The sequence below is a fragment of the Mesorhizobium sp. P2_H9 genome, assembly GCF_056403215.1.
In genome coordinates, this window is the sequence record NZ_JBFUFX010000002.1 from 66,934 (window position 1) to 80,156 (window position 13,223).

Genomic DNA, 13,223 nt, shown 5'->3' on the forward strand with positions numbered 1-13,223 from the left:
ATTATCCTTTGACCGCGCCCGCCATCAGGCCACGCACGAAGTAGCGGCCGGCGACCACGTAGACGAGAAGGGTGGGGAGCGCGGCGATCATCGCCGCGGCCATGTTGACGTTGTATTCGACGACGCCGGTCGAGGTGTTGACCACGTTGTTGAGCGCCACCGTCATCGGCATGGAGTCGCCGGTGCCGGCATAGGCGGAAGCGAACAGGAAGTCGTTCCAGATGTTGGTGAACTGGTAGATGACGGTGACGACGAAGATCGGCATCGAATTCGGCAGCATGATGCGGCGGAAGATCTGGAAGAAGGAGGCGCCGTCGACCTGCGCCGCCTTAATCAATTCAGTCGGGAAAGCCTCGTAATAGTTTCGGAAGAACAAGGTGGTGAAGCCGAGGCCGTAGACGACATGGACGAAGACGAGGTTGACCGTCGAATTGCCGAGGCCGAAGCTGGTTCCGACCGAGTTCTGTAGCGTCACGCCGAAGCGGCCGACGCTACCCAGGATGGTCGCCATCGGCAACAGCACCGATTGGAACGGGATGAAGCAGGCGAACAGCATCAGCCCGAAGACCAGCGTGTGACCGCGAAAGCGCCATTTGGTAAGCACGTAGCCGTTGAGCGCGCCCATCAGCGTCGAGATCAGCACGGCGGGAACCACCATCTTGATGGAGTTCCAGAAATAACCCTTGATGCCGGCGCAGGTCAGGCCGACGCAGGTCTCGCCCCAGGCTTTGAACCACGGATCGAAGGTTGGCGCCTTAGGCAGCGCCAGCATGTTGCCGTTCTGGATCTCGTCCATGGTCTTGAACGAGGTCACCAGCATGACGAACAACGGCATCAGGTAGAACACCGCAAACAGCGCCAGCAGCCCATAGATGACAATGCGGTTGAGCGTCTTGACGCTCATGCCGCCGGAGGCCTGGCGGGCGGGAGTGGTGACAGCGCTCATCGCGGCTTCTCCCTGAGTTCGGAGTAGAGATAGGGCACGATGATGGCGACGATGGTCATCAGCATGATCACAGCACTTGCCGACCCGACGGCCATCTCGTTGCGCTTGAAGGTGTACTCGTACATGAAATTCGACGGCAGCCAGGCCGAGCCGCCCGGCCCGCCGCTGGTCAGCGCGACGACCAAGTCATACGATTTGATGGCAAGGTGGGCGAGCACGATGAAGGCCGACAGGAAGATCGGCCGGAGCAGCGGAATGACGATGCGGCGATAGAGCTGGAAGGTGGTGGCGCCGTCGATCTGCGCCGCCTTCATGATCTCACCGTCGATACCGCGCAGGCCGGCCAGGAACATCGCCATGATGAAGCCCGAGGCCTGCCAGACGCCGGCAATGACCACCGTGTAGATGACGAAATCCTTGTTCTTGATCCAGTCGAAATGGAAGCTCGTCCAGCCCCATTGATGCAAGGTCTGCTCAAGGCCGAGGCCGGGATCAAGGAACCACTTCCAGGCGACGCCCGTGACGATGAAGGACAGCGCCATCGGGTAGAGATAGATCGGGCGCAGTGCGCCTTCGCCGCGGATCTTCTGGTCGAGCAGGATGGCCAGGAACAGGCCGAGCGCCAGGCAGATGAAAATGTAGAGAAAGCCGAAGGTGCCCATGTTGATGATCGACGTGTACCAGCTCGATGGCGGGTCGGTGTCGAAGGTCCAGCCCCACAGCCGCTGATAGGCGCGCGAACCGGTGATGACATAGGACGGGAAGGTCTTGGAGTTAGTGAAGGACAGATAGATCGTCCACAGGATGAAGCCGTAGACGAAGACGATGGTGATGGCGAAGCTCGGCGCCAGCACGATCTTCGGCAGCGCGTCCTGCAGGCGCGTGCGCACCGAGGGGCGCGACCGCTCCGGCGTCAGCTTGATCTGGCTTGTTGCTAGCGTGCTCATGAGCTCCTCCCGTTTCGGGTCGTCCGTGCTCTGCCGTCAGGCGGCAAGGCGTCCCGTGCATACGGGTCTTCGGTCGGCATGGTGTCGAGCCGGCCAATCCTGAGGTGGAACCTTCCCCGCCGGAGCGGGGAAGGTGTTTTCAGGCATAGCGCTTACTTGGCGTCGTCGATCGCCTTGACCAGCTCGGTCACGGCTTCGTCCGAGGTCTTGATCTGACCATGGACGAACTTCGAGACAACGTCCTTGTAGGCATTGGCGACCGCCGGGGGCGCGCCATAGCCCTGGGCGAGCGAGCCGAACAGCGTGCCGCCCTCGTTGGCAGCCTTCAGGTCGGCGATACCCTTCTTGCCGCAGGCGTCGAAGTCGGTGTCCGGAACGTCGGTACGGGCCGGAACCGAACCCTTGACGACGTTGAAGGCCGACTGGAAGCTCTTCGACAGGGTGGCGGTGGCCAACGCGATCTGGGCGGCCTTGCGGTCGTCCGGAACGTTGAACATGCCGAACATGTCGGAGTTATAAACCACCGAGCCGTCGGTGCCCGGGAAGCGATAGCACAGGAAGTCCGTGCCCGGCGTTTTCTTGGCGGCGTTGAACTCGCCCTTGGCCCAGTCACCCATCACCTGTACCAGGGCATCGCCCTTGATGACCATGGCGGTGGCAAGGTTCCAGTCGCGGCCCGAGAAGTTCGGGTCGACATAGGTGACGAGCTTGGCGAGGTTGTCGAACGACTTCTTCATCGTGTCGGACTTGAGCGACTCGTCGTCGAGGTCGTTGAAGGCCTTCTTGTAGAACTCAGGTCCACCGGTCGACAGCACGACCGAGTCGAACATGGTGGCTTCCTGCCAGTTCTGACCACCGAGAGCGAGCGGGATGACGCCTGCCGCCTTGGCCTTGTCGAGCAGGGCAATGAAGTCGTCGAAGGTCTTCGGCTCGGTGCCGCCGATCTTGTCCATCACCGCCTTGTTGATCCACACCCAGTTGACCGAATGGACGTTGACCGGAGCCGCGACCCACTTGCCGTCATAGACCGAGAACTTCTGCAGGGCTGCCGGAACGGACTTGTCCCAGCCTTCCTTCTTTGCCGTCTCGGTCAGGTCACCCATGACGCCGGCAGCGGCATAGTCGAGCACGGTGTAGCCGAGCATCTGCGACGCGGTCGGGTAGTTGCCCGCCGCGACCATCGCCTTCAGCGCGGTCATGGCAGCGTCGCCGCCACCGCCGGCCACCGGCACGTCTTTCCAGGCATAGCCCTCCTTGGCCAGATCGCCCTTGAGGACGTTGAGAGCAGCCGCTTCGCCGCCCGACGTCCACCAATGCAGCATCTGCACTTCCTTGACGTCCTCGGCATGGGCCGCGAAAGCTAGGCCCGATGCGAGAGCCGTTCCGATAAGCAGTTTGCGCAACATGTACTACCTCCCTTGTTGCAGTCACACGACCGGTGGAAGCCCACCGGTTTCTTCCAAACTCAGCCGACCCACCAACCGGTGCGCTGGCCGCGATGAAACTGGATAGTCTTTTCTTCGGTATAGTCCTCGACAGCGCGTTTGCCGAGTTCGCGTCCGAGACCGGATTGCTTGTAGCCTCCGAAAGGCAGCTCGGGATAACCTTCCATGAACGTATTCACCCACACGGTTCCCGAACGCACACCCCGCGCCACCGACATGCAAGTGTCGATGCTGGCGCTCCACACACCCGCCGACAAACCATAAGGCGTGTTGTTGGCGATGTGCAACGCCTTTTCAATCGATTCAAAAGTCAGCACGGAAAGCACCGGGCCGAACACTTCCTCGCGCGCAATGGCCATGTCCTCGGTGACGCCGCGAATGATGGTCGGATCGAGGTATTGGCCGGCGTTGGAGGCCAACTGCTTGCCGCCGCTGTAGACGCTGCTGCCGTTGCTTGCTGCTGCCGTAACGTAACCGGCGACCTTGGTCAGATGGTCCGACGAGATCATCGCACCAACCTTGGTTCGGTCGTCCAGCGGGTCGCCAACAATCACCTTGGCGGTGAGTGCCTTCACCGTGCTTAGGAAATCGTCGGCGATCGCCTCATGCACGATCAGCCGGCTGCCGGCATTGCAGCATTCGCCGGCGTTGAAGAAGCCGCCGAACACCGCCGCATCGGCAGCGGCCTCGAGATCGGCATCGGGGAAAACGATCTGGCCGTTTTTGCCGCCGAGTTCCATCGAGACTTTCTTCAGCGACTGCGCGGCGGACGCCATGGTCATCTTGCCGACGCGGGTCGAGCCGGTGAAGGACACCATCTCGACCAGCGGATGGCTGACCATCGGCGCGCCGACATCGCCGCCGAGACCGGCAAGGATGTTGACGACGCCCTTCGGCACGCCGGCCTGCAGCAGGATATCGCCAAGAACGAAGGTCGAGGCCGAGGTCATTTCGCTCGGCTTGACCACGGCCGTGCAGCCTGCGGCCAACGCGAAAGGCAGTTTCTGGCTGACGATGAGGAACGGGAAATTCCATGGCGTGATGATCGACACGACGCCGATCGGTTCGCGCAGCACGACGCCCAGCATGGCGTCGCCGAGATTGGCGTAGGTCTCGCCGTGCAGCGTACGGGCAAGTGCTGCCGCATAGCGCCAGATGTCGACGGCGCCGCCGATCTCGCCGCGCGCCTGGGCGATTGGCTTGCCGGATTCCAGCGCATCGAGCCGGGCGATTTCTTCCAGCCGCGCCTCGATCAGGTCGGCGGCCTTGAGCAGGATCGCTGCGCGTTCGGCCGCCTTCATGCGTGGCCACGGACCGGTTTCGAACGCCTTGTGCGCGGCGAGCACAGCCTGCTCGACTTCCGCTTCGTCGGCCTGCGCATAATGCGAGACGGTGAAGCCATGGCCGGGGCTCTTGCGCTCCAGCGTGCGGCCGTCGCGGGCGTCGACATGCTTGCCGTCGATCAGCAGCCGGTAGGTTTTCGGCGCAGCTGACGCCTCGGCGGGCATGGCGATCTTGAGGGGTGCGTTCATCAGGTTTTGTTCTTCTCTAGGATCTTGAAAATACCGGCTTCTGCTTGGCCTTGAAAGCCTCGACGCCGGCCTTGAGATCGCCGGTCAGGGCGATGAAGCCGCTGGCCAATGCCTCGACTGCGGCAGCGCTTTCTTCGCCTTCGGCCACAGCGATCATCAGCTTGGCGGCCTCCGTCGCCAGCGGGCCACGTTCGGCGATTTTTCCGGCCCAGGCCTTGGCGTCCGCTTGGCTTTTGCCGGTTTCAACCACCCGGTCGACGATGCCCAGCGCCAGCGCTTCAGCCGCCAGAAAAACCTCGCCGCCGAGCGCCATGCGGCGCACCGTCTGGGCGCCGAAGCGGCGCACGGCGCGTTGCGTGCCGGACCAGCCGGGGACGACGCCGATCGACGTCTCGGGGAAGCCCAGTTTCACCTGCGCCTCGGCCACACGAAAATCGCAGGCGACCGCCAGTTCCAGCCCGCCACCCAGCGTATGGCCGGACAGCACGGCGATGGTCGGCTGCCTGAGCCGCGCCAGCCGGTCGAAGACACGGTGGCCGTAGCGCACCCACTGCACCTGGAAATCGGCGGCGCTCATCTGCGCCCAGGCCTCGACATCGCCGCCGGCGCAAAAGCCCTTGCCTTCGCCGCGGAGCAGAACGACGCGGACACTATCGGCAGCCTCCGCCTCATCGAGCGCCGCTTCCAGCGCCCGCAGCATCGGGATATCCAGCGCGTTGAATTTCTCAGGCCGGCGCAGCGTGACGATGCCGATGGCGCCGTCGATTTCAAAGGTGACGAGAGGCTCAGACATGTGCGCCTCCAAGCGAGGCGCCGCCATTCAGCGACAGGCCGATCGGCTGGTCCCGATAGAGGGCTTCCGGTGTCGTCTTGAGGTCCTTGGCGACGCCGAGCGGAATCTCTGCCTGCGCAAGCACGTCGCGCTGCAGATCGATGCCGGGAGCGAGTTCAGTCACCACCAGACCTTCGGGCGTCAGCTTCATGACGCAGCGCTCGGTGACGTAGGTGATGTCCTGTCCCTGCGCGACTGCGCGCTTGCCCGAAAACGAGATGTGCTCGACCTCGTTGACGACCTTCTTGACCTTGCCTTCCGCGTCGATGCGGATGCCGCCATCGGCCAGCGAGAGTTTGGCCCCGGCATTGAAGAAGCCCGAGAAAACAATCTTCTTCGCCCGCGCCGTGATGTCGACAAAGCCGCCGGCGCCGGCGGTGACATGCGGCCTTGCCGAGAGCTTCGAGACGTTGACCGAGCCGTGGCGGTCGATCTGCAGGAAGGACAAAAGCGAAGCATCGAAACCGCCGGCCTGGAAATAGATGAACTGATGCGGTGACGGCATGAAGGCGTCGGCATTCGAAGAGCAGCCGAACTTGAAGTCGAGTAGCGGCACGCCGCCGACGGCGCCCTGCTCGATCACCCAGGTGACCTTGCCGTGCTGACCTTCCTCGAGCAGGATGCGTGGCACATTGGCGGAGATGCCGAAGCCGATATTGACCGCCATGCCGTCGCGCATTTCCAGCGCGACGCGGCGTGCGATGACCTTCTGGACGTTCATCTCGGCATTGCGGAAGCTCGACAGCGGCCGGAAGATTTCACCGGATATGGCCGGGTCGTAGGGCGTCAGCGTCGTCTGCAACTGGTCGGGCGCGACGACGATATGGTCCACCAGCACGCCGGGCACGCGCACGTCATGCGGCTTCAGTGTGCCGTTCTCGACGACGCGCTTGACCTGCGCGATGACGACGCCGCCATTGTTGCGGGCGGCAAGCGCCTGCTCAAGACCGCCGAGATAGGCGCCCTCGTGCTCGTAGGTGAGGTTGCCGCGCTCGTCGGCCGTGGTGGCACGGATGATCGAGACATGCGGCACGATCGAGCGGAAATAGAGCCATTCCTCGCCGTCGAATTGCTGCACCGAAACGATCGGCTCGCTGGCGGCTGCGTTCATGGCGCAGCCCTGGTGGCGCGGGTCGGCAAAGGTGTCGAGGCCGACCTTGGTCAGCACGCCCGGCCGCTTGGCGGCGGCCTCGCGATGCATATCGAACAGGATGCCGGACGGCACATTGTAGGCGGCGACCGAATTGTCGCCGATCATCTTCCAGATCTGCGGCGGCTCGGACGAGGAGGGGCCTGATGGGTAGGAGCCGCACAGCGTGCGCTTCAACAGACCAGGCTTGGCCAGATGATCGATGCCTTTGATGCCGTACATGTCGCCGGCGGCGATCGGGTGCAGCGTGGTGATGTTCTTCGGATGGCCTTCCGCATCGAAGCGCTCGCCGATGGCGGCCAGCACGGCGTCCGGGCAGCCAAGGCCGCTCGACGACGACACGGAAACGACCATGCCGTCCTTGATCAGGCCTGCGGCCTGCGCCGCGGAAACGAGCTTGCTCAAGCGGCACTCCCGAGTTTTGGATCGATCGCGACCGCCTTGCCGGATTTGGCGGACTGCAATGCCGCTTCGGCCGATGCCAGCGACCAGACGCCGTCGTCACCGGTGGCGGATGGCTGGCCTTCGCCACGTATCGCGGCATGGAACTGGCGCAGCGAACGGGCGTAAAGATCGTCGCGATCGAAGCTCAATTCTTCCTCGCCCTTTGCCGTGCGCAGCAGCACCGAGCCGATCGGCTTCTGCGTCATCACATTGCTGGCGATCAACGAGCCTTCAGAGCCATGCACCTCAAGACCAGTGCCGGCGAATTTCGTGGTGAAGCCTTCGTGCGACTGGGCGATGACGCCCGACTTGAAACGCCAGATGCACATGGCGCCGTCTTCGAGCCCGCCGCCGGCCATGCCTGCGGTCTGCGTGAAGGCCGAAATCTCGACGGGATCGTCGCCGAGCACGAAGCGCAGCGTGTCGGCATCGTGCACGGTGATGTCGAGCACCACGCCGCCACCGGCCTCCGGTCTGGTGATGCGCCAGCCCTGCAGATTCTCCGGCAGGTAGACGGAATGGAACACGCGCGCGGCGATCGGCTTGCCGATGCGGCCGGCTGCGATGGCGTCGCGCATGGCGCGGTGCGAGCCGGCATTGCGCAGATGATGGTTGGTGCCGAGCACGATTCCGGCGGCTTTTGCGGCAGCGAGCATCATGCGCGCATCTGCGCTGGAAAGCGCCAGCGGCTTTTCGCACAGCACATGTTTTCCCGCCTTGATGGCGGCCAGCGCCTGCTCCAGATGCAATTCATTGGTGGTCGAGACGTAGATGGCATCGATGTTCGACTTCAACAGGCTGTCGAGCGTCGAGACGCCGAGCGGAATGCCGTTCTCGTTGGCATAGGCGGCTGCGCGCTCCGGGCTGGAACTCATAACCGCCGCGATCTCGCCATCAGCTTGCGCGCGGATGGCGCCGATCATGAATTGCTTCGCGATCGTGCTGGCGCCGATCAGTCCCCATCTGACACTCATGCCGCGTCTCCCAATCCCGCACGATGATGTCCTGCATTGCGATCGGGGCCGCAGCTGTCCCTCACCACGAGATTGACGGCGCCGATATGGTCCTCGGCGCGCGTGGTGCGCGACTGGATCATCTTCAGCATGACATGGGCGGCGCGCTCGCCGAGGCCCGCGGAGTCCACGGCGACGCTGGTCAGTGCCGGCATGTAGTGCTCGGCCTCGGCCACGTCGTCAAAGCCGACGACGGCAAAATCCGCGCCGGGCTCCAGACCGCGCTTGCGCAGCGCCAGCATGGCGCCGAAGGCGACGGCGTCATTGAAGCACAGCGCCGCAGTCGGCGGCTCGGCCATTGCGAGGGCAGTCTCGAGGCAAGCAATGCCGCCCTTGCGGTTGGTCTCGCCTTCGACGACCAGCGTGTCTGCAGCGGCGATGCCAAGCGTCGCGCAGGCCTCGCGAAATCCGCCCCGCCGCTCGTGATAGACAACCAGGTCGGACGAGCCGCCGAAGAAGGCCAGCCGGCGATGCCCCTTGCCGATCAGATGGGCGGTGGCGAGATAGGCACCGCGATGATTGTCCGGCGCGATCACCGGGATGCGGCTTTCAGGCAAGCGGCGCATGGCGAAGACCACCGGAAGGCCCGCCGCCTCGATGCGCCGGAAGGCGCCCGGCGTTGTGCCACGCGCCGGTGACACGATCAGCCCGGCGACACCTTGCTCCATCAGCGACTTCAGCACTTCTTCCTGGCGCACGGGATTTTCAGCCGTGTTGGCGATGAACGGCACGATGCCGGCCGACTGGAAGACGCGCTCCATGCCGACCGCCAGTTCGGCGAAAAAGGGGTTGGTGAGATCGTTGATGACCATGCCGATAACGTTGGAATGAGACTTGCGCAGATTGGCGGCGCCGCGATTGTAGACATAGCCGACATCCTCGATCGCCTTGCGGACCTTGCTGGCCGTTTCAGGCCGAATCAGCCCGCTGCCCTGCAACACGAGCGACACCGTCGACTTGGACACGCCAGCCTCGCGAGCGATGTCGAGTATCGTCGACTTGGCCCGGCTGGCCATCCAGATGCATCCTCCCGGCTTTTGATCGAATTTATTGGAACGTTCTAATACCGGTCATGGATTTGAGTCAATCGGGAATTTTCCAAATCTGAAAATTTGATCGGAGAGCGCCTGAACATGGCCGACATCAAGGGTTTTGTGCTGCGTTGCAGCATTTACGGCGCATCGAACCACGAGCCTCAAAGGTTCTTGATTTATTGGAACGTTCCATTTATAGAGCTCAGCCAAGGGAGAGATCGATGGACATTTCCTTGCCTGGAGAGGACGGCCACAGCAGCCGCTATCGCCTTGTCGGCCAGCCGGTGCAGCCGGCGGTCGGCGCGCGGTTCTCGCGCATCGCCTATGCCGCCGCTCATGTTGTTGCCGATCCGTTCGCCATGGCCGATCCGTGGTCCAAGCCGGCGGTCGACTGGGAGCGCACGATGGCGTTTCGCCATCATCTGTGGCGGCTCGGCTTCCGCATCGCCGAGGCGATGGACACCTCSCAGCGCGGCATGGGTTTCGACTGGTCGAATGCACAGGAGTTGATCCGCCGCTCGATCGCCGAGGCGCGAACCGTCGAGGGCGCCGATCTCGCCTCGGGCGCCGGCACCGACCATCTGGCGCCGGGCACAGCCAGGACAATCGACGACGTCATAGCAGCCTATGAAGAACAGTTCGGTTTCATCGAAGGCCTGGGCGGCAAGGCGATCATGATGGCCAGCCGCGCGCTCGCGGCCGTTGCCAGGAGCCCGGACGACTATGTGCGTGTGTACGATCGAATCTTGAGCCAGGCCTCCGGCAAGGTCATCCTGCACTGGCTGGGCGACATGTTCGACCCGGCACTGAAAGGCTATTGGGGCAGCCATGATTTCGACGCCGCGCTCGATACGGTCGTCGCCATCATCGAACGCCATGCCGACAAGGTGGAGGGGATAAAAATCTCGCTTCTCGATGCCGGCAAGGAGATCGCGCTGCGCAATCGGCTGCCTGACGGCGTCATCATGTTCACCGGCGACGACTTCAACTACCCCGAACTGATTGCCGGCGACGGCGAAAGACACTCGCACGCACTGCTCGGCATTTTCGACGCCATTGCGCCAGTCGCCAATGCGGCCTTGGCGAAGCTGGCTGCCGGCGACCACGCCGGCTACGACGCGCTGATGGCGCCGACCGTGCCGCTGGCGCGGAAAATCTTCGAGGCACCGACCGAATACTACAAGGCCGGTATCGTCTTCATGGCGTGGCTGAATGGCCATCAGCAGCATTTTGCGATGGTCGGCGGCATGCAGTCGGCGCGTGGCATATGCCACTATGCCGATGTGTTCCGGCTTGCTGATCAGGCTGGATTGCTGGCCGATCCGGAGCTTGCTGTCGCCCGGATGAGAAGCCTCTGCACCGTGGCAGGTATCTGATCGCCGCAGCCCCATAAGTCTGTGCGTTACGGCTGTGAACTTTCAGCGGTGGTGGCATTGCCGTGCCCGCCTGCCTACGCCCCGCGGAAAGACTCCGCCGACAAATTTTGGGGTTCCTTTGAACCAATCCGTTTCGGGACGCGACATAGCGCTGCGTAGAAACGCAATCCCTCAAGGAGAACGTCCCATGTTTATTGCTTCAAGAAACGTCTTTCTCGCCGCCATCGCTGTTTCGGTGCTGGCAGGCTGCAAGACGACCACCCCTCCGGAATGCGACAACCTGAAGCCGAAAGTCACCTACAACGGCAAATGCTGCGGCCTTGGCGATGCGACCTGCAAGGAAGGCAGGGGTGGTCGCCCGCAGGGACATACGCCCGACCCGCGGCCGCAATGATTTGATCGCTGCCGGACTGTCTCGGCTCAAGCCGGGACGGTCCACATTCAAACGGCGGGTTCACAGGTGCCGACTAGCGTTGCCAACCAGAGCGGCACTGGACCTGAGCCCGAAAAGTCGAGGCCACGATCGACGTCACCAAGGTCAATCAACACATGCGGTGCAGACAAGCTGGTTGTTGGATGGTGGGCGTGACAGGGCTATCCACCATCGTCTCAAAGCCATATGCCGCTTGGCTCTCGGCGAGGTAGGGAGACACAATGCCTCCCTTTTATGTCTCACCTGACATGGGTCCGTCCTCCAATGCAAGCCACCATCGCTCAGGACGGCCAGGGAGGGCCGCCAGACGCGACAGGAGGATGTGGTGACATGGGGGACTCTCGGTCCTGCAAGCTGCTATGACAGGCCGCCCCGTGGCCTTTGGGTGGAGCTGAGGAGGGCGTCCACCAAGGTTCGCAAAGCCTTGTGTACTAAGGGTCTGTAGCAGGAAGTGGAACGGAATGTCCCACCTATATGTCTCACCTAATGGCAACAGGATGTTATTGCAAGGTGGTGGCCATGCCAAAACTACCCACTGTCACCCCGACCACCCAGTGCAGCGGTAGAGGGCAAGCAGAGAATTTGCTATAGATATCCGAGGTCCCCGGCTCGGGAGACATTATAGTGACTGACGCAACAAGCGATCTACGCACTCCTGCGGCGCAGTACATACGCATGTCCACTGAGCATCAGCGCTATTCTTTGGAAAATCAGGCCGCTGCTATCGCCGAGTATGCCCAATTGCGGGGCTTCGCTGTCGTCAAGACCTATGCCGACGCAGGCAAGAGTGGCTTAAGTCTGAAGGGTAGGGACGGTCTAAAGCAATTACTGGCAGATGTTGTGACCGGCTCAACAGACTATGAAGCTGTCCTCGTGCTGGACGTTAGTCGATGGGGCCGATTCCAAGACAATGACCAAGCCGCTCACTATGAGTTCCTCTGTCGTGACGCCGGTGTGGCTGTGGAGTATTGCGCCGAGCCTTTTGATAACGATGGCAGCTTGGTCTCAACCATCATTAAGAACATGAAGCGGGCAATGGCTAGTGAGTACAGTCGCGAACTATCTCGCAAGGTGTCGAGAGCGCAACGACAGCAAGCCCTCCTTGGGTTCAGGCAAGGAGGCGTCATGCAATATGGTGTCAGGCGGCTTTTGGTAGACAAGGATCGAGAGCCGCGCTTTCAACTGGGACCCGGGGAACGAAAGGGTTTGAGTACGGACCGTGTCGTTGTCGTACCCGGCCCAGAGAACGAAATCAGCGTCGTGCGGCGCATCTACAGGATGTTCGTTGATCAGAAGCGAAGCATGAGATGCATTTCGCGCACGCTGAATAGGGAAGGAATTCCCTCTTCGAATGGTCGAGCCTGGAATCATAGACGGGTTAGAACGGTGCTGACCAGCGAATTGATGATAGGCTACTACGTATATAATCGCAGATCATATCCGATGAGCGGCAGACCGAAGTCGAACCCGCCTGAACAGTGGATCAAGACACGGATCATGGATCCGATTGTTGAGGTAAGAAAGTACGACAAGGCCCAGCTAGAGCTAGGTGGTGGCAAGCGCGGCTACGGCTATGCGAAACCGCAGCTCGTCAGGAGCCTTAGACGCCTATTAGAAGAGAAGAAAAAACTCAGCCTAGCTATTATCAATGCTTGTTCCTACACGCCCTGTTCGGGCACGTATGTCCATCACTTTGGAAGCCTACAAGCCGCCTATGCAGCAGTCGGCTACAAACAGAGCTGGGCTGATCGTAAGCCCTATAGCCACTACACCGACGAAGAACTGATCGACGGGATTTGCCGTCTGCACAACGAGTTCGGATATGTCACGTCCTCGCACATCAATGCCGATCCGGAGCTTCCTAAGTATCACCTCTTCGTACAGCGCTTTGGTTCGATGGCCGCTGCCTACACATTGGCAGGCTTTCCCGCCACTACCGCAGAGCTGATATCGGCCGGACGCAAGCGGGCCGCCCTTCGACTTCTGAATGCAGAACAGCAGGCGTCTCGGCCTAGCCGTTAAGCGACCTATCGAGCGTAGCAGAAGCTCTGTATCACTGCGTGGTTTCTGC

General features: G+C 62.0%; 11 protein-coding genes. 3 read left to right on the forward strand and 8 right to left on the reverse strand.

All coding sequences use genetic code 11. The features are described 5' to 3' along the window. Window position 1 precedes the first annotated feature (1 nt). From AC1DXN_RS03350 to AC1DXN_RS03385, 8 genes are all read right to left on the reverse strand, one after another. A complete protein-coding gene (locus tag AC1DXN_RS03350) occupies window positions 2-946 on the reverse strand; it encodes a carbohydrate ABC transporter permease (protein WP_477273281.1) in 945 nt (314 codons plus the stop codon). Next, a complete protein-coding gene (locus AC1DXN_RS03355; protein ID WP_477273279.1) occupies window positions 943-1,893 on the reverse strand; it encodes a carbohydrate ABC transporter permease in 951 nt (316 codons plus the stop codon). Before AC1DXN_RS03355 ends, AC1DXN_RS03350 begins: the two co-directional genes overlap by 4 nt. A gap of 152 nt (window positions 1,894-2,045) precedes the next feature. Continuing rightward, window positions 2,046-3,299 (reverse strand): ABC transporter substrate-binding protein, encoded by a 1,254-nt coding sequence (locus tag AC1DXN_RS03360; RefSeq protein WP_477273277.1) that lies wholly within the window; start codon window positions 3,297-3,299, stop codon window positions 2,046-2,048. 59 nt (window positions 3,300-3,358) lie between these two features. Further along, window positions 3,359-4,870 carry an aldehyde dehydrogenase family protein gene (locus AC1DXN_RS03365; protein WP_477273275.1) on the reverse strand — a complete coding sequence of 504 codons (1,512 nt, stop codon included), beginning with the start codon at window positions 4,868-4,870 and terminating at the stop codon, window positions 3,359-3,361. A gap of 16 nt (window positions 4,871-4,886) precedes the next feature. After that, a complete protein-coding gene (locus AC1DXN_RS03370) occupies window positions 4,887-5,663 on the reverse strand; it encodes an enoyl-CoA hydratase/isomerase family protein (RefSeq protein ID WP_477273273.1) in 777 nt (258 codons plus the stop codon). Next, window positions 5,656-7,257, reverse strand: coding sequence for an acyl CoA:acetate/3-ketoacid CoA transferase (locus AC1DXN_RS03375; protein ID WP_477273271.1), 1,602 nt, complete (start codon window positions 7,255-7,257; stop codon window positions 5,656-5,658). The genes AC1DXN_RS03370 and AC1DXN_RS03375 overlap by 8 nt, the downstream gene beginning before the upstream one ends. Next, complete coding sequence (locus AC1DXN_RS03380) at window positions 7,254-8,270, reverse strand: Gfo/Idh/MocA family protein (protein WP_477273269.1); 1,017 nt, start codon at window positions 8,268-8,270, stop codon at window positions 7,254-7,256. Before AC1DXN_RS03380 ends, AC1DXN_RS03375 begins: the two co-directional genes overlap by 4 nt. Continuing rightward, window positions 8,267-9,325, reverse strand: a complete 1,059-nt coding sequence (locus AC1DXN_RS03385) for a LacI family DNA-binding transcriptional regulator (RefSeq protein ID WP_477273267.1) — start codon at window positions 9,323-9,325, stop codon at window positions 8,267-8,269. Before AC1DXN_RS03385 ends, AC1DXN_RS03380 begins: the two co-directional genes overlap by 4 nt. 239 nt (window positions 9,326-9,564) lie before the next feature. Between AC1DXN_RS03385 and AC1DXN_RS03390 the strand changes: the two genes are divergently transcribed. From AC1DXN_RS03390 to AC1DXN_RS03400, 3 genes are all read left to right on the forward strand, one after another. Next, on the forward strand, window positions 9,565-10,719 hold the full coding sequence (locus AC1DXN_RS03390; RefSeq protein WP_477273265.1) for a dihydrodipicolinate synthase family protein: 1,155 nt from the start codon (window positions 9,565-9,567) through the stop codon (window positions 10,717-10,719). Window positions 10,720-10,906: 187 nt separating this feature from the next. Next, the gene (locus tag AC1DXN_RS03395) at window positions 10,907-11,113 is read left to right on the forward strand and encodes a hypothetical protein (protein ID WP_477273263.1); all 207 of its coding nucleotides are present in this window, start codon (window positions 10,907-10,909) and stop codon (window positions 11,111-11,113) included. Between the two features lie 663 nt (window positions 11,114-11,776). Beyond that, on the forward strand, window positions 11,777-13,174 hold the full coding sequence (locus tag AC1DXN_RS03400) for a recombinase family protein (protein ID WP_477273261.1): 1,398 nt from the start codon (window positions 11,777-11,779) through the stop codon (window positions 13,172-13,174). Window positions 13,175-13,223: the final 49 nt, after the last annotated feature.